The following is a 24,299-nucleotide window of genomic DNA, read 5'->3' on the forward strand; positions in this document are numbered from 1 at the left end:
CTGCGGCCCAGGGCTCAGCTCGCGGCCCGCTTCTGGACCGGGTTGCTCACAATACCATCCAGCAGGGTCCGGAGCTCCTGGGCCTGCTTCACATAGTCGCGCACGGTGGCGCGCTTGGGATTGCGGAAGCGCGCCAGCCGCTCCGGGTGGGCAATCAGCTCGCGCAGCACGCGGCTGAAGCCTTCCCGGTCGCCAATCTCCAGGATGTTGCCGTTGATGCCCTCCACGATGTCCTCGGTGACGCCGCCTGACGCCGTGGTGACGACCCAGACATCGCGGGCCAACGCCTCGCGCACCGCCAGGCCGAAGCTCTCCTTCCACTGGGAGGGCATGAGCAACACGTCAATGCCTTCGAAGAAGGCATCCAGGCCGTCCTGATCATACGGAGGGACGACTTCCACGCCACCTGCCACCTTCCAGTCCTTCGCGTCGATGGACGCCGCTCCCATGCGCAGCTGGATGTCGGTCATCTTCAGGACGTAGCGGGACTCTGGCATTGCCTCGAGGATGTCCTTGAGCCAGAAGTAGCCTTTGTGCACCGCGCGCCCGCCCAGGTAGGCGAAGCGCACCGGGGACTGCTCATCCCGCGTGGGCCGGGGCTGCGTGGGCAGCAGCACGCCGTTCTTGTTCACGACGATGCGCTCCGGCGCGATGCCGTTGGCGATGTAGAGCTGGCGCTGGAACTCGCTGGGCGTGAGCAGCAGGGCCGCGCCGTCCAGCACCTTGCGCAGCGCGACCGTGCGCTTGAAGGTGAAGCGGGTGTCCGGCACGCACTTGGAGCAGACGCGCAGGTCGATGCCCTTCTGGTTGCAGTAGGTGGCGTCCTCCTTGACCATGAACTGGCGTTCGCACAGCCACCACGCGTCGTGCAGGGTGATGGTGTAGGGGATGCCTTCCGCGGCGCACGCCGTCGCCAGCGACGCGCTCAGCATCTGGATGGAGTGGAAGTGCACCACGTCCGGGCGCACGGTCTTGAGGACCTGGACGAACGTCGTCCCCATGCGCGGGTTCTGGTAGTCGAGCGCGCGGTCACCGCCGTGCGCGAGCTGCGTGGCGATGACGGGCAGGCCCTGCGTCTCGTAGCGAACCACCGTGTAGGCCGGCAGCGGCGAGTTCATGATGCCGGTGAACACGGTGACGTCGCAGCCCTCCGCCTGGAGCCGGTGCGCCACCTGTTCGGCGACGAGCGTGGCCCCGCCGAAGCTCAGCGGCGCGAAGAGGACGTTGGCCTCCAACACCTTGAGGCGCGGCGGGGGCGCGGGCGGCAGGTGCGAAAGGACGGGCTGGAGCCGTTCGGTGGCCACCACCGCGGGGTGGTAGCGCGCCATCACGCTGCGGTGCGCCTCCTCGCCCAGCCGCTGGCGCAAGGCGGCGTCCTCCACCAGCGCGGACAGGGCGGACTCCCACTCCTCGCGGGTCGTGGCGATCATCCCGTTGCGGCCGTGTTCGACGATCTCACGGAACGGTCCCGCGCCCGAACACACCGCGGGCACGCGGAAGATGGACGCCTCGATGAACTTGATGTTGCTCTTGGCGTCGTTGAAGACCGTGGGCTCCAGCGGCGCGATGCTGATCTGCCACGACGCGAGCGCACGCAGGTAGTCATCCGCGTCCAGGAACGGGATGCGGAAGACGCGCTCGGAGACGCGCTCGAAGTCCTTGGGCAACTCCAGGAAGCCGTGGATGGCCAGACGCACGTTCGCGTGGCGCTCCATCACCGCAAGGATGGCGTCCGCCGCGATGGTGAAGTCGGCGTCATGCGTGCGGGTGCCGCTGCCGTAGCCGATGGTGATCGTGCCCGGATCCACCGAGAACGGCCGCTGCTCCATCTCCCGGGCGAGTTCCAGGATGCCGTCGTCCAGGCAGTTCTCGACGACGTAGACCTTCCCGGGAACGACGCGCGCCATGTGCTCCGCGATGGTCGGCGTGCTGGCGATGCCATGCTCGCAGAGGCTGAGCGTCTTACGGTAGAGCGCGGCGCCGCTGAGCAGCAGGTCTCGCTCCTCCTGGGGCAGGCGCTGCACGTTGCTGTTCCGCTGGTACTCCTCCACGTCGAAGATGAGGTCGTCGACGTCGAAGAAGTGGGGAATCCCCAGGCGCTTCGTCTCCTCCAGGGTCTCCACCACCGAAGGGAACGCCGGGACCCGGTAGTAGATGACCAGGCCGTGGAACTGGAGCGCCGTCTTGCACTCCACGTGGTCATTCCACGGCAGGACGGTGACCTCGTAGCCCAGCCGGTGGAACATCGCGACCTTCTGGTCCACGCGGTAGCGCTTGCACTGGGGCAGCGACAGCTCCGCGATGATGAGCACGCGCCGACCCATGCTCGCCTGCGAGCGCTCCGTCAGAGGCAGGGTCCAGGGTGCCGGGGGGGGCGGGGGCGGGGTGTGCGCCGGGACGACGACCGTGGCCGCGGCGCTCTTGAGCGCACGGGCCGTGCGGCGCGCGGCGGGCAGCTCCACCAGCTTCGCGCCCACGGAGTGCAGCGTCCGCTTGCCGCGCTGGTAGAGGTTGCCGCGCCGGGTGCCGGGTGGCAGCACGCGCTCGCGCACGGACCAGTACCGGTTGATGGTCTTCCAGGCGAGGCTCCCGGAGATGTGCGCCAGCTGGCTTCCCTGGTGCGACGCCAGCGCATCAAGCTCCGCGAGGCGCGCGTTCTTGCGCGCCAGCTCCTCCTGCAGCAGCTGCTGGGACAGGCCCATCCTGGCGAGCCGCCCCTGCTGCTCCCGCAGGTCGGCGGCGGCGCCGTGTGCCCGCTGGTTAGAGGCTTCCAGCTCCGCCTGGAGCCGCTCCAGCCGCTGCGCGCCCTCCGCGACCTGCTGGCTCACCCGGCCGTACTCCGTCCTGAGGGTCTGTCCCTCCAAGAGGAGCGACAGCCGCGCGCCCAGGGCGGCGAAGACCGCCTTCACGCGCTCCCGGTCCTCGCCCCGGGTCTCCACCAGCGCGCGCAGGCCCTCCGGCTGCTCCGCCCCCACGGCGAGGACGCCCAGGCCGTGGCCATGGAAGAACTCGAAGGAGGGATGGCGGCCCGAGATCTCCTCCCACAGCCGCCAGACGCCGAAGTTGCGCTCCCGCACCCGGGTGTCGTGGAAGAGGATGACGCCGCGCGAGCTCATCCGGGGCAGCCACTGTTCGAAGTCCGCCTTCACCTGCTCGTATTCGTGGCAGCCGTCGATGTGGAGCAGGTCGATGGAGCCGTCCGCGAAGACGCTGGCGGCCTCGGAGAAGGTCATCTGGTGCAGTTGGGAGAACCCGCTGTAGAGCGGGTCATGGTGCGCGCGCAGGTCCGCGAGCACATCCGGACCGTAGAATCCGGCGTGCGGGTCCCCCTGCCACGTGTCCACCGCGTGGCACCGGGTCTCCAGCTTCAGCGCGTCCACCGCCTGGCAGAACGCGGAGTACGACACCCCGGTGTGCGTCCCCAGCTCCACCAGCGTCCCGGGCCGGAGCAGGTCCACGATGAACATCGCGAACGGGACGTGCTCCACCCACGCGGAGGAGGCCAGCAGCCGATTGGGGAGCGTCAGGCTGAGAGGGTGTTCCAGGGGATTGAGCAGTGGGTGCATGGTCGTGGTGTCGGAAAGACGCGGCCCTCGCGAATGGAAGGCACGCCCCCCTATCCAGGCGTTGGCGCGGGAGGCGGAGTCTCGAACAGGCGCCCCCCAAGGGTGAAAGCCCTTCCATGTCATCACACCTGGGGAGCGTCAAGACTGGCAGGCCGCTCGCCCCACAGGGAGGGAACCAGCACCGCGGCTTTCTCCAGCGGGCGAATCAACGCGCCCGGCGAGGTGGCCAGGCGAAGCGCAGGGGGCCATTTCCCAGTGCGTGGTTGGGGCTGTGGAAGGGCTCATCGCCCACTGTTTCTTTCCACCGGGCCTTGAACGCGGTGGCCGCTGACGAGGACAGCGGGTCCGCATCAGGTGACATGGGGGCGGTGGCGTGGATCAACACCGCGTGCGGCGTCCAGACGGTCATCAGGCCGTGCTGCGCGAGCCGCAGGCACAGGTCCACGTCGCGCCAGGGCCCCGGCAGGACGGCCGCGTCGAAGCCCCCCACGCGCTCGAAGACGCTTCGTCGCACGGCGAGGCACGCCGCGCTGACCGCGGACACCCGCTGCTGCACCGCCGCGCGACCGATATGGCCGGTGGATTCGCGGGACAGGCCCCGGTACGGACCTCCGGCGACGCCATCCGCGCCCATGCCCAGCACGAAGCCCGCGTGTTCGACGCGACCGTCCGGCGCGAGCAGCTTCGCGCCCACGGCGCCCACCTCCGGACGCAGGGCCTGCGAGACCAGCTCCGCGAGCCAGTCCGCCCCCTCCGGAGAGAGGTCCGCGGCGAGGAAGATGAGCACTTCGCCAGGGGCGTCGCGCGCGGCTTCGTTGGCGGACAGGGAGGCCTGCTCAGGACTTCCCGAGGCCACGCGCCAATCCACGTCCCACCCTTCCGCGGTGGCCCGCCAGGCGTCCAGACGAACCATGGCCTCGGAGGCCGTGCGGGCCTGGAGGATGGCCGTGACGTGGGGCCTGGGCGTGGGGAGCGGGTGGCGGACGCGGTGGAGCGAGGCGTTGGGTCCCGGCTCGAGGCGCGCGCCAGGCTCCGTCCGGTCCAGGTGCTCCTGGAGCGCCCTGCTCGCCGCGATGCTGGCATAGCTCTTCTCCCCCGCGTCCAGCGCGGTGGAGCCGGGGATGGCGCGCCAGAGGTAGAGCACGCGCGGAACGTGCTGGATGCGATCCGCCAAGGTGCGCTCCACCACGCGCAGGGCCAGGTCGTGGTCCTGACTGCCTTCGAAGCCCACGCGGAAGCCGCCCACCTCGCGCACGCGCTCCGTGCGGTAGACGCCCAGATGGCTGATGAGGTTCTGGGTGCGGAACAGGTCCAGGTTGAACGCGGGCTTGAAGTACGGATCGAATCGGCGGCCCTGCGGATCAATCTTGTCCTCGTCGCTGTAGACGATGTCCGCGTCGGGGTGCGCGTTGAGGACCTCCACCACCCGGAGCAGGGCGTCCTCCGTGAGTTCGTCGTCATGGTCCAGGAGCGCGATGAACTGGCCCTGGACCAGCTCCAGGGCGGAGTTGGAGGCCGCGGAGATGTGCCCATTGGCGGGCCGGACGACGTAGCGGATGCGGGCATCGCGCCGGGCGTATTCCTCCAGCACGGCGCGCACGTGCGGTTGACGGGAGGCGTCGTCCGCGATGCACAGCTCCCAGTGCGGATAGAGCTGCGCGCGCACGGAGTCGATGGCCCGCCGCAGCCACACCTCCGGGGTGTTGTAGGTCGGCATCACCACGGACACGAGCGGCTTCCAGGCGAACGCCTCCGCCGCGTGGCGGAGCGCCTCCCGGTCCGCGTCACCGAGCGTGTCGTACTGGCGAACCCAGGCCTCGTAGCTTTCGAGCGAGAGATGGCCGTTGGACTTCTGGCCCAGCACGCCGTCCACGGCCCGCAGGCCCCCGGTGCGCAGCGCGTCCAGGTAACGGCGGGCCACGCGCGGAATGCGCTCGGGCTCCCGCGCGAGTCGCAGCGCCAGGGGCCACGTCATGCGCACCGCGGCTTCCGCGGGCGCCACCTGCACCGCGCGCACGTCGGACAGGTGGAAGCGCGTGGGGCCGTTCACCGGGCCCAGGCGCAGGGCGAGCACGGCCTCTGGAAGACGGACGAGCATCCGCGCACGACCGTCGGCGTCGAGCGGCAGGCGGATGCTCTGCTCGGCTCCAGCGACGTCCGTGTCCACGATGAGCACGGGCGACGCGGCGCCGGCCTCCCCGGTCAGGAGCCGGAAGGAGAACTCCGTCCACCCCGTGGGCAGGGCCGCCGCGCCGGGAAGAAGCGCCAGGTGGGCCCCGGCGCCGTCCGCGCGCCACTCGAAGGGACCGCCGTGCTCGGCGGTCACGCCCGCGCCAGGAGCTGGCGTCAGGTGAACCGTGGGCCGCGTCAGCCCCCGGTGAACCTGGTGCAGGGTCTCCCGCATGCGCCGCGACAACCTGCGTCCGCGGCTTCCGTGTCGATCCTCACTCATGGTCCTGTTCCTTCCGGGCCGCCCTGCCCTGCCCGCTCGCGCCGGGGATGACCGAAGGGATCGCCCCGCTCCGAGCGCGGCTGTCGCGCCCAGGTCTCACGCAGCCTTGCGATCTCCGGCGCGCGCCAGGCCCCATCGACTCGCGCGTGCGTCCGCACCAGTCGTGCATGCGGGGTGTACAGCACGCGAAGGCCCCGAGCCCCCGCACGCAGGCACAGGTCCACGCCTTGCGCCTCCGACGAAGTGAAGCCCTCGTCCCATCCGCCCAGTGACTCCAGCACCTCGCGCCGACTCATCGAGCACGCAGTGGAGACGGCCAGCAGCTCACGCGGCCAGTGGGAGCCCCCGAAGGTGGAGAGCGTGGGAGCCGGAAGCCCCGCGAAGGGCCGAAGCGCCTGACCTTCCGCGCCCAGCCCCAGGCCCGCGTGCAGCACGTGCCCTCCGGGCGAGACGACTTGCGCGCCGACCACGCCCACGTCGGGGCGAAGGGCCTGCGACGCCAGCTCGGTCAGCCATCCGGGTTCGGTCGGCAACGTGCCCGCCTCCAGGCACAACACCAGCGCTCCCTGGGCTTCGCGGAGCAGGCGGTTGGCCACGGCCCCGGGGGTGAGCGCCCCGTCCACCGGGACGCGCACGGCCCGCGCATTGCCTCCGGGCGAAGCAGGAGACTCCATGCTGTCGCGCGTAGAACGCGGCTCCATCCCTGCCGGCGCATCTGGCGCGGAAGCCTTCGGGCTGTCCTCCCCAGAAACGGGGACGAGCACCTCCACGTCCAGGCCATCCGTCAGGGCGAGCAGCGCGGCGAGCTCCGCCTCGGTGCTCGCAGCCGACATCAGCACGGACACTCGCGGGCGAGCGCCGAGCGGACGGCGGATCCGATACAGCCCTGGTGCGGAGGTCTCGACCGTCGCCGCCTCTCCCGAGCGCTCCAGGTGCGCGGCCACGGCGCGACGACCTGCCTCGGATGCCGCGGGCTTGGCGCTGGCGTCCGTGGCCGTGGAGCCGGGCAACGTGCGCCAGTGGTAGAGCACCTTCGGGATGTGGGCGAAGCGCCGCGTGCGCTCCATCAGACGCAGGAGCAGCTCATGGTCCTGCGCCCCCTCGAAGCCGGGCCGGATGCCACCGACCTCCCGGAGCAGCGACGTGCGAACCACCAGGAAGTGACACACGTAGTTCACCGCGCGCAGCATCTCCGGAGACAGCTCCGGCTTCAGGTAGGGCGCGAAGCGCTGCCCCCGCGCGTCCACCTTGTCCTCGTCCGAGTAGAGGACGTCCGTGTCGGGAGCGGACGCCAGACGCAGCACCATCTCCGCGAGCGCGTGCGGGGCCAGCAGGTCGTCATGGTCCAGGAACCCGACGTACTCCCCCGTGGCCATCGCCAGCGCTGCATTCGTCGCGCGAGCGATGCCCTGGTTCTCCGACAGCCGCTCGAAGCGGATGCGCGCATCCCCGGCGGCGAGCCGTCGCAGCGTGGCGGCGACCTCCCCACCCCGCGAACCATCGTCCACGATGCACAGCTCCCAGCGCGGATACACCTGCGCCGTCACGGAAGCGACGCAGGCCTGGAGCACGTCCAGCGGCGTCTCCCACGCGGGCGTGATGATGCTGATGAGGGGCCGATGCGTCAGGCGCTCCAAGGCGGCGGTGGCCACCGCGACGTCGTGGGCCTCCTGCTCGCGGGCGGCGCGCGCATAGGCCTCCGGCTCGGGCATCACCACGACGGGCCGGGCCGCGCCCAGCATGTGCCGCAAGGTCCGGACGCAGGCATGGTTGAAGCCTATTTGCCGTCGCCATACCTCGCGCCACAGTGGCATCCCCACGGACGTCCGCGGCTCCCGCGCCAGCACGTCACAGCGGGCCTCCAGTGCGTCCAGGGGTTCGCGCACGCCATCGGTGCGCCGCGGCCAGCCCGGCCCGGAGAGCAACGCCACGACGGCCGCGTTCCAGGCCCGCTGCTCACGCAGTCCCGGCGCCGCCAGGAGCCACCCGGCACGCTTCGCCACCGGCCCCGGCAGGGCCACGGGCAGCGGATTCACGAGTCCCGCGAGCTCCCCACGCGCGCGCTCCGGCAGCGTCCGCTCCGGGTGCCGCAGCAGCTCCGTCAGCACGGCGTTGAAGCAGACCTGGCGCGCCAGCAGCAACCGCTGCACGGGGCCGAGCCCCGCCGTGCCCAGGCGCTTCGCGGTGGTGATGGCCGTGCTCCAGCGCTCCCGGTGGGATGGGGGCACATCGAAGCCGAGCACCTGCGTGAAGGCGTCGAGCGGCGGCGGGAGCCCCCCACTGCGGGTGGAGTGGTTCATGGCCGCCTCAGGGGGTGCGGTCGGGCTTGAGCCGATCCGCCAGCGCTCGCAGCGTGTCGTGGATCCAGGGGATGGAGTGAAGCCGCGCGTTCACCCCGTCCACGAGGCGGTGACGGAACTCGCGCGCCAGCAGGGCTTCCTCACGGGCCTGTCCGACGGCGCCGGTCCAGGCACTCACGGAGCGCAGCAGCCAGTGTTCCGGCGACACCGGAGCCTCACCGTCCACCGGAGCCCTTCGGGGCCCGCGCACCTCGCACGAGGCGATGCCGCCGAGGAACTCGGGCACGAAGAGCGCCGCCAGCCGCACCGTCAGGTCCGCGATCCCCGCCCCCTGCCCCGCCCCGGTCAACGGGAAGGGACCGATCCGCGTCCGGTCGATGACCAGCGCGTGGACGAGCTCCGGGTGCAGGGTGAGTTGATCCACCTCCAACCGCTCCCCCAGCGGGAACGGCTCCTTCGAGCCCACGTAGGGCATGGCCCCGGACGTGGACGCCCACTCGGTGCGGAAGGACCGGGAGACGGCCCACGCCGCGCCGCCTTGCTGGAGCGCCTGGACGAGCCGCGCGTAGTGGCGCGGATACACCAGGCACCGCGAATCCAGGAGGGACACGTACTGGCCCCGGGCCTGACGGAGCGCCTCCGCGTGCAGCTCACCCGCGGGCGCGCGCACCGTGCGAGGCTGGAAGGTGCCCAGCGTCGCGTAGCGCTCCAGCGAGGCCTGGGCGGCGGACAGGGCGCTGCCCTCCGGCGCCGCGAGGAGCAGCTCCAGCGGCTGCTGCTCCTGACACGCCAGCGCGAAGAGGGCTTCGTCCAGGGTCGCGGCGGAGGCGCGCGGATCATGCGTGAGCACGACGCTGAGCAGCCCCGGTTCGAGCGCCCGCGCGGGCGCATCCGGGACGACGACGTACAGCCCCTCCTCCACCTGCGTGGACGGGGAGAGCTGGGCCAGCAACGCCCGCAGGGCCTGTTCGGTGTCCGTCGCCAGCCCGGTGTTGCCTGGCGCCCCAGGCTGAACCTCCCGGTGGGCGACGCGATAGCCCACGTCGGACAGCCGCCGCAGCATCCCCTGCTCCGAGATGCCGGCACGGACGGGCGCGGTGCCCAGCCACGTCTCCAGGAGCGCGCTGGCCGAGCCAGCGTTGCGCAGGCGGAACAGCAGCTCCGCCCGGGGCGCGTCCTGTCGCAGCACCTCCAGCCCGCCCGTCAGCACGTGCGCCACGGCGTCACCGGTGAGCACCACCAGGGACGGCTCGGCCCCTTCGGGACGCGTCCACCCCGGTCCGGGCTGCTCCCGCACGTCACACCCGTGGGCGCGCAGCGCCACCGCCAGGGGCTTCGCTTCGCCCACGAGGCACACCACCGCCCCGGCGCGCACGCGCGACAGCACGAGCGCGGTCCACCGAGCCCCGGCATCGAAGGGCGCGACCGTCTCCGGTCGGGCGCTCACCAGCGCCTCCGCGCGAACTCCAGGTGGTGGCCGAATTCGGCGATCCGCGAGAGGCGCCATCCCGGCTTCACCAGCTCCGGCACGGCGAACGGCTCGCCTCCCAGCGCGGCGTACTCCCGGAGGCGGTCGTGCATGAAGGCGGCATTCCCATACTTCGCCCCCAGGAGGGCCGCGCTGCGGCGCACCATCCGCTCCCGCAGCGGGCTCTCCTCGCGGGTGACGGTGTAGTGGTGCACGCGTGCCGCCGGAGCCACCCGGATGGACAGCCCCAGGCCCCGGGCGCGCCACGACAGGTCCACGTCCTCGCAGTACATGAAGAAGCGCTCGTCGAAGCCGCCCGCCCGCGCATGCAGCTTCCGCGTGACGAGCAGCACGCACCCACTGCACCAGGGCGTCTCCCCCGTCGCCGGATCATACGGCTTGGGGTGTTCATCCGGGAACAGGCGCGCCTCCACCAGGCCGGTGTCCGACTGCCGGTCCGCTTCGTGGACCAGCTCCCGCACGCAGTCCGGGTGCAGCACCCCATCCGGGTTCACGCAGATGTAGTGGCGCGCCCCGGCCTTCCCGAAGGCCTCCGCCATCAGCCGGTTGTGCGCACCGCCGAAGCCCAGGTTCTGTCCGGAGTACCGGTAGTCCGCCCGCGCATCCAGGCCGCCCACCACCGCCCGCAGCGAGTCGTCCGGCGAGTTGTCCAGCCACACCACGCGGAAGGCGGGAGCGCCCGCGGCGTCGCGGTTCCACTGGAGCGAAGCGCTGAGTCGCTCCAGCTCCCGCGCCGGGTTCCGGTACAGCACGATGCCCAGCCAGATGCCCGGCTCCCCCCGGCCTGCCGCATCCCGCCCGCTCACGAGCCTACGTCTCGCACCTGCGCCACGCGCGCCCCGACACCCTCCACGACCCAGCGATGCGCGGGCCGCGTCACGCCCACGTCCTGGACACCGGAGCGCACCTCGAAGGAGCACGCGGCTTCGCGCTTCTGCAGCACCTGCCCGGCCGCGTCCTGGACCGTCACCGTGAAGGCGTAGCGCCCCGCGGTGAGCCCCAGCCGGTCGACGACGAAGCGCACCGTCCCGCTTCCGGGTGTCTCCGCGTGGAAGGGCACGCGCTCCACGAAGGTGTTCGTGCCGTAGACGACCACCCCGTCCGCGCGCGTCAGCTCCAGGCCGAAGCCCAGCGCCGGCGAGGACGTCCGGGTGGTGAACCCCACGCACAGCTCCACCCCGTCCTCGGTGTCCACCCACTCGGCCGGGGTGCCGTCCCGGCGCAGCAGCCGCACCGCGTCCAGCTCCAGCGGCGACGGCGCGGCGATGGGCGCCGCGAGCGAAGGCAGGGCCCCGCCATCCGACGCCAGCGCGGGCGACTCCATGGACATGCCCCGCTCTTCGGCCAGCTCCACCGCGCGCTTGTAGCTCTTGATGACGTCCGCGGGAGGACCGAACTCGCGGATGCGGCCGGCGTCGATCCACGCCCCCAGGTCGCACCAGCGCTCCAGCGTCCCCAGGTCGTGGGTGACGATGACGATGGTCTTCCCGGCCCGCTTGAACTCCGTCATCTTCGCGAGGCTCTTCTTGCCGAAGTGCTCGTCGCCCACGGCCAGGATCTCATCGATGATGAGGATGTCCGGATCCACGTGCGTGGCCACCGAGAACGCCAGCCGCATGTACATGCCGCTGGAGTAGGTGCGCACCGGCTCGTCGATGAAGTCGCCCAGCTCGCTGAAGGTGATGATGTCCTGCATCCGGGACTTCACCTCGGCGCGCGTCATGCCCAGGATGATGCCGTTGATGAGGATGTTCTCCCGGCCGGAGAAGTCCGGGTGGAAGCCCGCGCCCAGGTCCAGGAGCGCGCTGATGCGCCCGTGGATGTCGATGGTGCCCGTCGTGGGCGTGTAGATGCCGGAGATGAGCTTGAGCAGCGTGCTCTTGCCGGAGCCGTTGCGCCCGATGATGCCCACCGTCTTGCCACGGGGCACCACGAGGTCCACGCCCCGGAGCGCTTCGATCATGGACTTGCCGTCCACGTCGCGCTTGCCCCGGAGCATGCGGATGAGCTCCGACTTGATGGTGGTGTACTCGCGGCGGATGGTGCTCTTGCGGAAGCGCTTCACCACGTTCCGCAGGACGATGGCGTCTGGCGACGCGATGTCGCTGCTCATATGAACTCCGCGAAGTCCTCGCGCCGACGCTCGAAGATGCCGGCGGCCACCCAGAGCAGCCCCATGGAGATGCCCATCCACAGCAGGAGCGGGCCGGGCTGGGGGAGCTGGTGCTCGTAGAAGATGGCCTGGTAGGACGTCACCATCACCGCCATCGGGTTGAGCAGCACGAGCGGACCCTGAGCGGCCTCGGGCAGCGTGTGCACCTGGTAGAAGACGGGCGTGACGAAGAACCACATGGTCAGCAGGTTGCCGATGATCTGCTGCAGGTCCCGGAACGTCACGTTCAGCGCGGACACGATGTAGACCAGCGCCACCGTGATGCTCAGCTGGGTGAGCAGCACCACCGGGAAGGCCACCACGTGCCACGTGGGCACGTAGCCCAGGAGCAGCCCCAGCCCCAGCATCAGGGGCAGCGACAGCACGTAGTTGCACAGGTTGGTCACCACCACCGTGGCCGGCAGCACCTGCGCCGGGAAGCGCACCTTGGTGAGCAGGTCGCGCCGATCACTGATGGAGCTGGCACCGCCCCCCAGCGACGTGGCGAACCAGATCCACGGCAGCAGCCCCACGAACACGAAGTACGTGTACCCCGGGATGTTCTGCCGCATGTAGACGGTGAAGAGCAGGGAGTAGACGCCCATCTGCAGCATGGGGTTGAGGAACGTCCACAGGAAGCCGAGCACCGAATTCCGGTACCGCGCCTTGAGCTCCCGTTGGGTCAGGCTGAGCAGGAGGCCCCGGTATTGGTAGAGCTCACGCAGGTTGCGAAGCATGCAGGGCCATCCATACATCATGCGAAGCGGAAGAGGTGAGCAACGGGACTTCCATGCGCTCGCGGGCCCGCCCATCCGGCCGCTCGCCCCGGTGCGCCGCGCTGCCGCTGGACGCCGCCGCGACGCCCCTCCCGGAAAAGAAAAAGGCCCCCTGGTTTCCCAGAGGGCCTTTATTTTTGGAGCGGGAAAAGGGATTTGAACCCTCGACCCTCGCCTTGGCAAGGCGATGCTCTACCGCTGAGCTATTCCCGCATCAGGACTGCCGTACTGCCAACCGCTTGCTGCTTTCCGTCGGGCGGTGCCGCGCCGGAAGTGAGATGGGGTATACAGAGGGCCTTCGCACCCGTCAAACACTTTTCGCATCCGGATCCGCGGCCCCCCTCCGGGCCAGCATGGACAGGAAGGCGCGGAAGTAGACGACCGCGCTCCAGACCGAGAAGGCGCCCGACAGGTAGACGAGCACCTTGCCCACCTGGTTGTAGTCCACGGTGACGGTCTGGAAGCCCAGGTCCAGGGGGTGCACGTAGTGGACGCACAGGGAGATGATCCCCACCAACTGGAGGGACGTCTTCCACTTCCCCTCCTGGCCGGCGGCGATGACCATGCCCTCGCTGGCGGCGATGGTGCGCAGGCCGCTGACGATGAACTCGCGCGCCAGCAGCACGATGACGACCCAGGCGGCGATGCGGCCCAGGCGGACCATCATCACCAGGGCGGCCATGGCGATGAGCTTGTCCGCCAGCGGGTCCATGAACTTGCCCACCACGGTGATGAGGTTCCACTTGCGGGCCAGGTAGCCGTCCACCACGTCGGTGATGGAGGCCACCGCGAACACGAGCCCCGCGAGCAGCGAGTGGAGCGGATCCGCGTCGTAGGTGAGCCAGACGAACAGGGGGATGATGAGGATGCGCCCCAGCGTGAGCATGTTGGGCAGGTTCCAGAACTCCTGCACCAGGATGCTGGGACGGCGGGAGGCGCGCTTGCGGGCCCGCTCCTCGCGCTTCTTCTGCTTCCTGAGAGCTCGGTCCGTGGCCATGGGCGCGCTTTCTACCGGACCCCGAGTGCGATGAGGGCAAAACCTTCACCGCCCAGCTCCACCGCCGAGCGCACCGTCTCCCCGCCCGCGGACTGGAGCAGCGGCACCACGCGGGGCGTGAGGTTGCCCAGCCAGCCCACCAGATGCGACAGCGGCACCGACACCGGCGCGTCCATGGTCACCGCCACCGAGCGCAGCGGCCCGGACAGGCTCAGCAGCACCCGCCCCTGCCCGCGCAGGTGCACCAGGTCCAGGTCCGGCGCCAGGTCCGACGGCACGCGGCCGTTCTCGAACACCACCGGCTCCTCGAAGGCGAAGACGCACGGGTCGCGCAGGTAGACGGACTCGTCGTCCAGCACCACCGCCACCAGCTGCCGCCCGCCGGCCGGCTCCAGGTGCAGCGTGCCCTGGCCCCGGGCGCGCACCATCGCCTGCTCGCCCTCGCCGAAGGGCTTGTCCGTGGCCCGGCCCCGGAAGCGCTTCATCTCCGGCTGGAAGGTGACCTGTCCCTGCACCGCGACGAGCCCCTCCAGCCGCGTGAGCAGCTCCCCGTTCACCGTCAGGGCGCAGCCCGCCGGCCCCTGCACGAAGGGCTGCCCCGGCGACACGCCCGGCAGCGCCACCGTGGGCACCCACTCCGTGAGCAGGGGCGGGTTCACGCCAGGTCCGGATCCGCTCGCGGCGGGGGAAGGCGTCGCGGGCATGACGGCGGTGCGAGGCGCGGGGGATCCGCTCGCGGCCAGCGCGGCGGAGGTCTCCTCGAAGGCGGCGCCGGGCTCCGACTCCAGGTCGGAGGCGAGGACGGGCGGCTCCTCGGAGACTTCGATCTCCTCCGACACCGGCGTGGGGGGCAGCTCGTCCGACACCTCCACGTCGTCACCGGAGGTGTCCGCGTCCGTCGTCGCGGCCAGCGCCCGGGCCTCCTCGTCGTCGGAGGCCGTCTCCTCCGCGGCCAGGACCGCTTCGGAGCCCGAGGCCCTCGGCCCCTCGTCGTCGGCGAAGCTCAGCTCGTCGTCCGCTGGGCGGGGCGGCGGGGTCGCCTTGGTGGGCGCGCGGGCCGTGCGACCGCCAGCGCGAGGCGCTTCGTCCAGGCCGAACTGGGCGCCCCAGTCGCTCTCGCCGGTGCCGGGCGCCTCCCCTTCCCCGCCCTCCGCGTCGCGCGCGCGGGGCTGCGCGGCGGGACGGCTGAAGCCCTCGCCGGCGATGGCGCGCGACATCTTCTCCGCCATGGCGTCGCTGCCGGACAGGAGGAAGTGTTCGCGCGCGCGGCCGTACTCGCCCATCTGGGCGAAGGTCAGGCCCAGGTAGTTGTGGGCCTTCTTGTGGTCCGGGGCCAGGTCGGTGGCCGTCTCGAATTCACGCGCCGCGCGCTGGAGCGCGTTCGTCTTCAGGTAGACGAGCCCCAGGTTGACGCGCAGCGTGGGGTCCACCGGGTTGTCCCGCACGAGCATCTCGTACAGGTCGGCGGCGCGGTCGAAGAGGCCCAGCTTGAAATACGCCAGGCCCAGCAGGTTCTGGGCCTTCTCGTGCCGCGGCTGGAGCTGGTGCGCACGCTCCAGGAAGTCCTTCGCTTCAATGACCTTGCCGGCGCCCAGCAGCTCCCCGCCACGGTACAACTGCTGGAGGAACTCCTCGTCAGCGGGGCCCTGCTCCTTCGTCCCCTTCGTGCGCGTCGTCATTCTCGGGTGTGGGCTCACGGCTGCTGGCCTCGGCCTGCGCAAGCCGCTCGCGCTCCTTGTAGTGGTAGTAGAGCTGGACGACCTTGCGCACGTACGCCTGCGTCTCCGCGTAGGGCGGCACCTGGCCCTTGTACTTCTTCACGGCGTCCGGCCCGGCGTTGTACGCGGCGACCATCTTCACCATGTCGCCGTCGAACATGTTGGCCAGCACGCGCAGGTAGCGCACGCCGCCCTCGATGTTCTCCTTCGAGTCGAAGATGTCCTTCACGTACATGTCCGACGCGGTGGCCGGCATGAGCTGCATCAGCCCGCTGGCGCCCTTGTGGCTGAGCGCGTTCGGGTTGAAGTTGCTCTCCGTGTGCATGATGGCGCGCACCAGCGCGGACGGGATGCGGTAGCGCAGGGCCGCCTTGGCGATGTGCGGATCCAGTTCCTGGGGCGTGCGCGAGCGGCCCCGCACCGGCGCGTTGGTGGCGGGCGCGGGCGTGAAGGTCCCGGCCAGCTTGCGCGCCTTGCGCGAGCCCCCCGGCGGCACGTTCGTGTAGACGATGGTGCCGTCCTTCTCCACGTAGCTGTAGATGCCGTCGGCGAACGCAGCCGTGGGGGCGAGGGACAGCAGGGCAAGGAGGGCGGTCAGGACACGCATGGCGGCGGCCGAAACCTTAGACAACGGCCGGAAAGTCCTCAAGAAAACGCCTTGTTTCCGGCACTTACCGCCATTATGGCTGTTCGCCATGCCCCATCGGTTTGATTTCCTGGTCCTGGGCGGAGGCGTGGCAGGCCTGTCGTTCGCCCTGCAGGCGGCCCGGCATGGCACCGTCGCGGTGCTCACCAAGCGTGAGCGGGGCGAGGGAAACACCGCCTACGCGCAGGGCGGAATCGCCGGGGTGCTGGCGCCCACCGACACGTTCGATGCCCACATCGAGGACACGCTCGTGGCGGGCGCGGGCCTGTGCCACCGGGACGCGGTGGAGGTGACGGTGCGCGAGGGCCCCACCCGCCTGAAGGAGCTGGTGGCGCTGGGCGCGGAGTTCGACATGCGCGGCAGCGAGTTCGACCTCACGCGCGAGGGCGGCCACTCCGCCCGCCGGGTCGTCCACGCGGGCGACATCACCGGCCGCGAGGTGCAGCGCGCGCTCCTGGCCGCGTGCGACGAGCAGCCCAACATCACCTTCTTCCAGAACACCGCCGCCATCGACCTGATGCTCGACCGGCGTCCGCACGCGCCCTCCGCCAGCCGGTGCGTGGGCGTGTACGCGCTCCTGGAGACGGGCGCCATCGAGCGCTTCCTGGCCAAGGTGACGGTGCTGGCCACCGGCGGCGCGGGCAAGGTGTACCTGTACACGTCCAACCCGGACGTCGCGACGGGGGACGGGGTGGCCATGGCGTACCGCGCGGGCGCGCGCATCGCGAACATGGAGTTCTACCAGTTCCACCCCACCTGCCTGTTCCACCCGGAGGCCAAGAGCTTCCTCATCAGCGAGGCGCTGCGCGGCGAGGGCGGCAAGCTGCGGCTCAAGGGCGGGCAGACGTTCATGGAGCGCTACCACCCCATGGGGGCGCTGGCCCCGCGCGACGTGGTGGCGCGCGCCATCGACGCGGAGCTGAAGCGCACGGGCAACGACAGCGTCTACCTGGACATGACGCACCTGGGCCGCGCGTACCTCACCGAGCGCTTCCCCAACATCTACGCCGCCTGCAAGGCCTTCAACATCGACATGGCCGTGCAGCCCATCCCCGTCGTGCCCGCGGCCCACTACCAGTGCGGCGGCGTGGTGACGGACCTGAACGGGCGCACCAACGTGCCGGGCCTCTACGCCATTGGCGAGGTGTCCTCCACGGGCCTGCACGGCGCCAACCGGCTCGCGTCCAATTCGCTGCTGGAGGGCCTGGTGTTCGGCCACCGCGCGGTGCAGGTGGCGGCGGAGGAGATCGCCGCGCTGTCGCACCTCAAGGAGGAGCCGCCCGCGTGGGACTCCGGCAGCGCGGTGGACTCCGATGAGAGCGTGGTCGTCACCCACAACTGGGATGAGATCCGCCGCCTGATGTGGAACTACGTCGGCATCGTGCGCACGGACAAGCGGCTGATGCGCGCGCGCCGCCGGCTGGAGCTGCTGCGCGAGGAGATCCGCGACTACTACTGGCGCTTCAAGGTGACCCGCGACGTCATCGAGCTGCGCAACATCGCGGAGGTGGCGCACCTCATCGTGGACTGCGCCAGCCGTCGCAAGGAGAGCCGGGGGCTGCACTACACCCTGGACTACCCCCACACCGATGAGCACCAGGGCACGCGAGACACCGTGCTGTCCCGGGAGCTGTGAGCCGCCATGTCGACGCCGCGCCGTACGCAGCATGATCTGCCGGGCCCCTCCGGCCTGGGAGACGAGCAAGCCCCCACCCCGCGCGGCCACGACGGCGACGGTCCGCCGCCCGGCCCGCCGCATCCCCAGGGCGCCCTGCCCCGCCCGTACGTCTGCTACGCGCTGATGGCCGGCGCCGTGGGGATGTTCTTCCTGGGCGGTTCGCTGGGGCAGACGATGGTGGCCCCGGACGGGACGGTGGTGGGGGTCCTGAAACCGCTGTCCCTCTTCGGGCCGTCGGTGCGGGCGGGCGAGTACTGGCGCCTGCTGGGCATGGTGTTCGAGCACGGCAACGCGCTGCACCTGTTCTTCAACATGTCCGTCGTCTTCACGATGGGCCAGACGCTGGAGCGCGGCATCGGCAGCCTGCGCTTCCTGGCGCTGTCGCTCGTCACCGCGCTGGGCGGCTCCGCGTTCGCGCTCTTCTTCAACTTCAACGTCCAGACGGTGGGCGCCTCCGGGATGATCCTGGGCTGGGGCGGCGCGATGCTGCCCATCGCCACGCAGCAGGGCCGCAAGGACCTGTACTTCTGGCTGGTGCAGGTGGCGGTCATCAGCCTGCTGCCCGGCGTGAGCTGGGCGGGACACCTGGGCGGGTTCCTCTTCGGCCTCCCGTGCGGCATGGCGCTGCGCCAGGGCCGGAAGTTCTACGCGCGCGCCATCCCGGTGCTGCTGTTCATCGCCGCGGCCCTGGCCCTGGTCGCCTCCCACCCCGAGCGGCACGGAGGCTTCTGACATGGCGGACACGAACGTGCGCAGCGTCTGCGTCTTCTGTGGCTCGCGCTCGGGCGTGCGCCCCGAGTACCGCGAGGCGGCCACGAAGCTGGGCGCCGCGCTGGCCCGGCGGGGGCTGACGCTCGTCTACGGCGGCGCCAGCGTGGGGTTGATGGGCGCGGTGGCGGACGCGGTGCTGGCGGGCGGCGGCAGGGCCGTGGGCGTGCTGCCCCACTTCATGGACGCGAAGGAGCTGGGCCACCCGCGCCTGACGGAGCTGCACCGGGTGGACTCCATGCACTCGCGCAAGGCGCTGATGGCCGAGCGCGCGGACGCCTTCCTCGCCCTGCCCGGCGGCTTCGGCACCCTGGACGAGCTGTTCGAGATCGTCACCTGGGCCCAGTTGGGGCTGCACCGCAAGCCCATGGGCCTCCTGGACGTGGATGGCTTCTTCCAGCCGCTGCTGGCGCTGGTGCGGCGCATGGTGGAGGCCGGCTTCGTGCCGGAGACGCAGGCGATGCCCTTCGCGGTGGAGCCTTCGCCGGACGCGCTCCTGGACCGCCTGCTCGCGGGGCCCACGATGCCGGTGACGGCGAAGTGGCTCAAGGACGGCCAGCAGACGTAGGCCGGCGGCCCCAGCGCTTCAGTGCGCCTTCACCTTGAGCTCCGCGTTGCCCAGCGACGAGGCCACGCGCAGCATCACCTGGTCGGTGCCTTCGGGGATGACGGGCTGGCCCTCCGCGAAGGTGCGCGGGAAGCGCACGCGGTAGCCCACCCAGAAGAGGCTGGTGTACGGGTAGTACGCGCGCACGTTGAGGTCCGACCGGCCGATGCGGCGGATCTCCACCGGCGTCACCTCTCCCGCGGGCGTCACCAGCGCCAGCCGCCAGATGCTGTTGCGGTTGGCGAAGTCTTCGTAGCGCGAGTCGTTGACGTGCACGCCCATGAAGAACTCGTGGAACTTCGCCGCCTCGGCCTGCTCCTCCGCGAGCAGCGCCTCCACCTTGGCGGGCGGCAGCGACTGGAAGAGCGCGCGGCGACGGACGCGGGCATCGCGGAAGGCGGGCGTCTGGAGCGTGGCCCCCGCGAAGATGCGCGTGTCGAAGCCGTCGTAGATCTCCTTGCGGTCCGAGTAGCGATCCAACACCGCCATGTACGCGGCCTCCGCCTTCGGATCATCCAGCGTGGGCGCGGGCTCCCCGACGACGGGGGGCGTGTTGGCGCAGCCGCCCAGCACGCCCAGCAGCACCACGGCCCTCAGCAGCCTTCTCACGGGATGAAGTCCTTGCGCGTGAACAACGTGGTGAGACGGTGGCCCGAGGCCTCCACGGCCTCCCGTCCCCCCTCCAACCGGTCCACCAGCGCGAAGGCGCCCAGCACCGTCAGGCCCTCCAGCTTCGCGCGCTCGATGGCCTTGAGCGTGGACGCGCCCGTCGTCACCACGTCCTCCACGATGGCCACCGGAGCGCCGGGGCCCAGCGCGGACAGGCCTTCAATCCACTGGCCGGTGCCGTGGCCCTTGGGCTCCTTGCGCACGATGAACGCGTGCAGCGGGGAGCCCTCCAGGAAGCTGGTGAGGCTCACCGCCGACGCGAGCGGATCCGCGCCGAGCGTCAGGCCGCCGGCGGCCACCGCCGACGGGGCGTCGCGCCGGATGGCCTCCAGCAGCAGCCGGCCGATGAGGTAGTGGCCCTCGGCGAGCAGCGCCGTGCGCTTGCAGTCGATGTAGAAGTCCGACTCCTTGCCGGAGGAGAGCACCACGCGCCGCCGCTCGAAGGAGCGCTGGGTGAGCACCTCCAGGAGCCGGGCGCGGTCGCGAGTGAACGGTTCCGCCATGGCCTACAAACCCTCCAGGTACTTCACCAGCTCCGCCGAGTAGCGCACCTGCATCAACAGCTCCGCGCGCCGGGATTCGTCCAGCGACGAGAACACGTCCGCCAGCAGCGACAGGTCCTGGTTGAGGGCGCCCATGCGCTGCGCGACGTCCGCCGCCAGCTCATCCGCGTCGATCTCCTCTTCCACGCCCTCCGGGGCCAGCGTCTCGTCGGTGGCGAGCGCCTTCTCCAGCATGTCGCGCACCGGCGCGGTCAGCCGGCCTTCGGCCTCCAGCGCGTCCCGCTTGGCCTCCAGCGTGTCGTGCTCCACCGGCGTGGCGTGGATGGCCTCCGCCAGGGACAAGAGCAGCGCGTCCTCGTCGGACAGCTCCTCGTGCACGCGGACCTGCACCTGGTCGCGCTTGAGGAAGCGCAGCGCCGCCACGCGCCGGAAGCCGCAGATGAGCTGGTAGCGCTCGTCCCCGCGCGGGCGCACGTCCACCGGGAACAGCTGTCCCAGGCGCGCCAGGTCCGTGGCCAGCTCGGACACGTCGCCTTCGTCCCGCAGACGGAAGGTGGTGTCCTCCTCCAGTCGCTCCAGCGGCAACACCATCGCCGTCACCTGTCCCATCACGCGGGGCTCCATGGCCTCCGCGAGGGGTGCCTCACCCGGGGTCGCCACGTCTTCTTCGGAGCCGCCATCCGGGCCGGGGGCCTCTTCCTGGCTCGCGCGGCTCGCCACGTCCCAGATGCCCGCGCTCAGCAGCGCCGCGTCCACCCCTGACACCGGGCCGGAGCGCGTCGCGTCCTTCGGTTCACTGGCCGGGTCCCCACCGGAAGCCTCTGGCCCGTCTCCGCCTGACGACAGCTCGACGTAGCGGCCCGGACCCGAGGGCTCCTGGGAGGCGTCCTGCGCGGAGGCCGCGCCTGCCTCGTTCGACGCGCCCGTGTCGGAGCCCGCTCCGGACGAGGCCCCGGTATCGGAGCCCGCTCCGGACGAGGCATCCGCCCCGGGGTCCATCGCGGACGACGCCCCCGCATCGTGGCCGGCGCCAGACTCGCCACCTGCCTCAGGACCCGTCATTGAAGAAGCACCCGCGTCGGACACGTTGCCTGAGTCGGAGCCCGTCATCGGGGAGGCCCCCGCATCGGCGCCTGCCAGGGAGTCGCTCCCGGACGCCGCGCCAGCCTCGGAGCCCATCCCGGACGAGTCACCCGCGTCGACACCACTTCCGGACGCCGTGTCGGCATCGGAGGGCTTCGCGGACGCGGTGCCCGCATCCCGGGTCCCATCGCCAGCTTCCACCGGGGCTCCGAATGCGTCACCTGCTCCGGACACGTCCGTCCCGCCTGCTTCCGCGCGCGCTCCACTCACGGCCTCGCCACCCGCTCCCGCCTGAGAGGCGCCTTCCGAAATGACTTCCCCACCCTCGCCCTGCGCGTGCGAGGTCCCTGCCACGCCTTCGCCAGGCCCCGGCGGGGACGCTTCGGACGCGCCCTCCTGCGGGGACGACGTCGCGTTCTCCCCAGGTGTGCCCGGCATTCCTTCCTGTCCCTCGGCCCTGTGCTCGGCGTCCATGGTGGCACCCCCGGTTGTTCCACCCCCGCGCCGCCGGAAACGGCGGCGCGGTGGGCGGGCTCTAGCGGGACTTCTTCACCACGACCTTCTTCTTCGCGCCAGCGGCCACGACGCGGGACATGGGTCCCGAGGCACTGCTCGCCTGCTCAGTGGGTGGCGGACGCGGCGGTTCCGGCGCGCGCGGGGTGAACGTGGGCGTCGCGGGCGGCGGCGGCGGCAGCGGCTTGCTGGCCGGAGCCGAGGGCCGGGACACCACGGTCGCGGGCGCCGAGCTCGTGGGCGCGGGGCGCGCCGGAGGAGGCGGCGGGGTCGGGGCGCGCGAGGGCGCCGCCGGAGGCGTCGGGGGGCGCGGCGGCGTGGCGCCGGGGCGCACCGTGGGACGCGTGACGGCCTGGGGACGCGCCACCGCGGGGCGCTCGGCCGGCAGACGGCCCGGCTCCACGTCGCCCATGTCCACGCGGCCGCGGAAGCTGGCGCCGTCCACGATGATGACGCGGGGGGCGCGGATGTCGCCCACCATGCGGCCTTCGCGGGTGAGCTCCACGCTCTCGGTGGCGTTGATGTTGCCCACCACCACGCCGCTGACGATGGCGTTCTTCACCGCCACGTTGGCCTTCACCACGCCCGAGGGCTCCACGATGAGGGTGCGGCTGAGGGTCAGTTCACCCTCGACGCGCCCGCGGACCGTGAGGTCCTCGTCACCCGTGAGACGACCGCTGATGAGGATGGACGGCCCCACCACGGTGTTGTCCACGGCATTGTCTGCGAGCTCCTTGGCGGTGGCCACGGATCAGCGCTCCTTCATGTCCATGTCGACGTTGCCCTTGAAGGAGGCGCCATCGGCGATGAGGATGCGCGGGGCCTTGATGTCGCCCACCACGCGGCAGTCCGTCTTGAGCTCCACCTTGTCGCTGGCGACGATGTTGCCCGTCACCCGGCCGGCGATCTCCACGTTCTGCGTGTCGATGTCCGCCTCGACGACGCCGGAGCCCTCCACGTAGAGGCTCTCCTTGAGGGAGATCTTCCCCTTCACGGTGCCCTGGATGACCAGGACCTCGTCACCGGAAATCTCCCCGTCGATGACGATGCTCGAACCAATGACCGTATTCGCCATGAGTGTTGTCCGCCTTCTCGAAGCTTGCGCCTGGGGGGTCCGTGGGACGAACCCCGGTGGATGCTAGATGTCGTCCGGCAACTTCACGTCCATCTCGATGGAGCCGTTGAACACGGCGCCATCCTCGATGACGACGCGCGGAGCCTTGATGTCGCCCGCGACCTTCGCCGAGGCGTTGATGGCCACACGGGTCGACGCGTCGATGTTGCCGCTCGCCTCGCCGTTGATGGTCAGCTCCTCGGCGCGGATGTCCGCCTGCACCTTGCCGGTGCCTTCGATGGTGAGGTGGTTCTTCAGGGCGATCTGCCCCTCCACACGCCCTTCGATGACCAGGTCTCCTCCGCCCGTGAGGTTGCCCCTGATGACGATGCCCTTGCCAATGATGCCCGTTTCACCCTGTGCCATGAGGTGATCCTCGCCAGCGCCTGCTCCATTCCGGAGCGGGGCGACCTGATTATGTCAGAGATGCGCGGAGATCCAGCCGGAGATGTCCTGGAACACCGCCGAGCGATCCCGTTCGTTGAGCGGTTCGTGCCGCATGCCCGGGTACTCCTTGAACTTCTTGTCGGCCGTCCCCGCCACTTCGAAGAAGGCCCGCGCCGCCGCGGGAAGCGCCACCCCGTCCTCCTGGCCGCACAGGATGAACAGCGGCACTTGAATCTTCGGCGCCAAAAGCTGTGTCTGCGCCTGGGCCAGCGTGGACTCCACGAACCAGCGCGGCGTGGCGAAGGGGACGTACAGCGGGTCCGCGCCGACCGCCTTCTGCATGTCCAGGTCGGTGCTGAGCATGTCCGGGGTGAGCCCGGAGCTGACGCGCAGCCACGGCACCAGGGAGCCCACCATGCGGGCGGCGAGGACCTTCGCCGCGGGCGGGGTGATGGCCAGCTTGAGGTAGGGCGCGGAGAGGATGGCCCCGCTGAGGCCCTCCATCCCCTTGGCCAGCGCGTGCACGGCCATCAGGCCGCCGTGGCTGTGCGCCAGGAGGAAGATCTTCTGGGTGCCGGCGGCGGCGCGCACGCGCTGCCAGAAGCCGTCCAGGTCCTCCAGGAAGTCGGGCCACTTGTTCGCGTAGGCGCGGCGTCCGTCGGCGCGGCCGTGGCCCCGGTAGTCGAAGCCGTGCACCGCGAAGCCTTCCGCCACCAGCGCGTCGATGACGGGCCGGTAGCGGCCGATGTGGTCGCCGTAGCCATGGACGATGGCGACGTGCGCGCGCGGAGCACCCGCGTCCGGCTGGTCCAGCGTCCAGAACAGCCGGGTGTTGTCCTTGCCGGTGAAGAAGCCTTCGTCGTGGCGGGCCATGGGTGCCG

The 24,299-nt window shown here is 70.9% G+C and carries 20 protein-coding genes and 1 tRNA gene; 3 read left to right on the top strand and 18 right to left on the bottom strand.

Going from position 1 to position 24,299, the window contains the following annotated elements; genetic code table 11:
• Positions 1-14: 14 nt before the first annotated feature.
• From OV207_RS05010 to OV207_RS05060, 11 genes are all read right to left on the bottom strand, one after another.
• Positions 15-3,566 carry a class I SAM-dependent methyltransferase gene (locus tag OV207_RS05010; RefSeq protein WP_267553053.1) on the bottom strand — a complete coding sequence of 1,184 codons (3,552 nt, stop codon included), beginning with the start codon at positions 3,564-3,566 and terminating at the stop codon, positions 15-17.
• A 205-nt stretch (positions 3,567-3,771) separates the two neighbouring features.
• Entirely contained in the window at positions 3,772-5,970 is a 2,199-nt protein-coding gene (locus OV207_RS05015; RefSeq protein ID WP_267553054.1) for a glycosyltransferase, read from the bottom strand.
• Positions 5,971-6,014: 44 nt separating this feature from the next.
• The gene (locus OV207_RS05020; protein ID WP_267553055.1) at positions 6,015-8,318 is read right to left on the bottom strand and encodes a glycosyltransferase family 2 protein; all 2,304 of its coding nucleotides are present in this window, start codon (positions 8,316-8,318) and stop codon (positions 6,015-6,017) included.
• Between the two features lie 7 nt (positions 8,319-8,325).
• Complete coding sequence (locus tag OV207_RS05025; protein ID WP_267553057.1) at positions 8,326-9,765, bottom strand: glycosyltransferase family 2 protein; 1,440 nt, start codon at positions 9,763-9,765, stop codon at positions 8,326-8,328.
• The gene (locus tag OV207_RS05030) at positions 9,762-10,613 is read right to left on the bottom strand and encodes a glycosyltransferase family 2 protein (RefSeq protein ID WP_267553059.1); all 852 of its coding nucleotides are present in this window, start codon (positions 10,611-10,613) and stop codon (positions 9,762-9,764) included. The genes OV207_RS05025 and OV207_RS05030 overlap by 4 nt, the downstream gene beginning before the upstream one ends.
• On the bottom strand, positions 10,610-11,920 hold the full coding sequence (locus tag OV207_RS05035) for an ABC transporter ATP-binding protein (RefSeq protein WP_267553061.1): 1,311 nt from the start codon (positions 11,918-11,920) through the stop codon (positions 10,610-10,612). Before OV207_RS05035 ends, OV207_RS05030 begins: the two co-directional genes overlap by 4 nt.
• Complete coding sequence (locus OV207_RS05040; protein ID WP_193428675.1) at positions 11,917-12,696, bottom strand: ABC transporter permease; 780 nt, start codon at positions 12,694-12,696, stop codon at positions 11,917-11,919. The genes OV207_RS05035 and OV207_RS05040 overlap by 4 nt, the downstream gene beginning before the upstream one ends.
• Positions 12,697-12,873: 177 nt before the next feature.
• Positions 12,874-12,948, bottom strand: a tRNA-Gly gene (locus OV207_RS05045).
• A 94-nt stretch (positions 12,949-13,042) separates the two neighbouring features.
• Positions 13,043-13,732, bottom strand: coding sequence for a CDP-diacylglycerol--glycerol-3-phosphate 3-phosphatidyltransferase (gene pgsA, locus OV207_RS05050; RefSeq protein WP_193428674.1), 690 nt, complete (start codon positions 13,730-13,732; stop codon positions 13,043-13,045).
• Between the two features lie 11 nt (positions 13,733-13,743).
• The gene (locus OV207_RS05055; RefSeq protein ID WP_267553064.1) at positions 13,744-15,411 is read right to left on the bottom strand and encodes a tetratricopeptide repeat protein; all 1,668 of its coding nucleotides are present in this window, start codon (positions 15,409-15,411) and stop codon (positions 13,744-13,746) included.
• A complete protein-coding gene (locus OV207_RS05060) occupies positions 15,368-16,057 on the bottom strand; it encodes a transglycosylase SLT domain-containing protein (protein ID WP_267553066.1) in 690 nt (229 codons plus the stop codon). The genes OV207_RS05055 and OV207_RS05060 overlap by 44 nt, the downstream gene beginning before the upstream one ends.
• An 88-nt stretch (positions 16,058-16,145) precedes the next feature.
• On the opposite strand from OV207_RS05060, the gene nadB reads away from it, so the two are divergent.
• From nadB to OV207_RS05075, 3 genes are read left to right on the top strand one after another with little or no spacing between them, the layout of a single operon-like run.
• Positions 16,146-17,732: an L-aspartate oxidase gene (gene nadB, locus OV207_RS05065; protein WP_267553068.1), complete on the top strand. Its 1,587-nt coding sequence runs from the start codon at positions 16,146-16,148 to the stop codon at positions 17,730-17,732.
• A 6-nt stretch (positions 17,733-17,738) separates the two neighbouring features.
• The gene (locus OV207_RS05070; RefSeq protein ID WP_267553070.1) at positions 17,739-18,506 is read left to right on the top strand and encodes a rhomboid family intramembrane serine protease; all 768 of its coding nucleotides are present in this window, start codon (positions 17,739-17,741) and stop codon (positions 18,504-18,506) included.
• 1 nt (position 18,507) lies between these two features.
• Positions 18,508-19,110 (top strand): TIGR00730 family Rossman fold protein, encoded by a 603-nt coding sequence (locus OV207_RS05075; protein ID WP_267553072.1) that lies wholly within the window; start codon positions 18,508-18,510, stop codon positions 19,108-19,110.
• An 18-nt stretch (positions 19,111-19,128) separates the two neighbouring features.
• On the opposite strand, the gene OV207_RS05080 is transcribed toward OV207_RS05075, so the two are convergent.
• The 7 genes from OV207_RS05080 to OV207_RS05110 all read right to left on the bottom strand — a co-directional run bounded on the left by OV207_RS05080 (position 19,129) and on the right by OV207_RS05110 (position 24,291).
• A complete protein-coding gene (locus OV207_RS05080) occupies positions 19,129-19,758 on the bottom strand; it encodes a hypothetical protein (RefSeq protein ID WP_193428668.1) in 630 nt (209 codons plus the stop codon).
• Entirely contained in the window at positions 19,755-20,321 is a 567-nt protein-coding gene (gene pyrE / locus OV207_RS05085; RefSeq protein ID WP_267553074.1) for an orotate phosphoribosyltransferase, read from the bottom strand. The genes OV207_RS05080 and pyrE overlap by 4 nt, the downstream gene beginning before the upstream one ends.
• A 3-nt stretch (positions 20,322-20,324) precedes the next feature.
• Entirely contained in the window at positions 20,325-21,383 is a 1,059-nt protein-coding gene (locus tag OV207_RS05090) for a ParB/RepB/Spo0J family partition protein (protein ID WP_267553077.1), read from the bottom strand.
• 556 nt (positions 21,384-21,939) lie between these two features.
• Positions 21,940-22,665 (bottom strand): bactofilin BacP, encoded by a 726-nt coding sequence (gene bacP, locus OV207_RS05095; protein WP_193428665.1) that lies wholly within the window; start codon positions 22,663-22,665, stop codon positions 21,940-21,942.
• Positions 22,666-22,668: 3 nt separating this feature from the next.
• A complete protein-coding gene (locus tag OV207_RS05100) occupies positions 22,669-22,992 on the bottom strand; it encodes a bactofilin family protein (protein ID WP_120537551.1) in 324 nt (107 codons plus the stop codon).
• 63 nt (positions 22,993-23,055) lie between these two features.
• Positions 23,056-23,397, bottom strand: a complete 342-nt coding sequence (gene bacN / locus OV207_RS05105) for a bactofilin BacN (protein WP_120537550.1) — start codon at positions 23,395-23,397, stop codon at positions 23,056-23,058.
• Positions 23,398-23,451: 54 nt separating this feature from the next.
• The gene (locus tag OV207_RS05110; protein WP_193428664.1) at positions 23,452-24,291 is read right to left on the bottom strand and encodes an alpha/beta hydrolase; all 840 of its coding nucleotides are present in this window, start codon (positions 24,289-24,291) and stop codon (positions 23,452-23,454) included.
• Between the last annotated feature and the right edge of the window lie 8 nt (positions 24,292-24,299).

The sequence above is a fragment of the Corallococcus sp. BB11-1 genome, from assembly GCF_026626625.1.
In the GTDB taxonomy this organism is placed as follows: domain Bacteria; phylum Myxococcota; class Myxococcia; order Myxococcales; family Myxococcaceae; genus Corallococcus; species Corallococcus soli.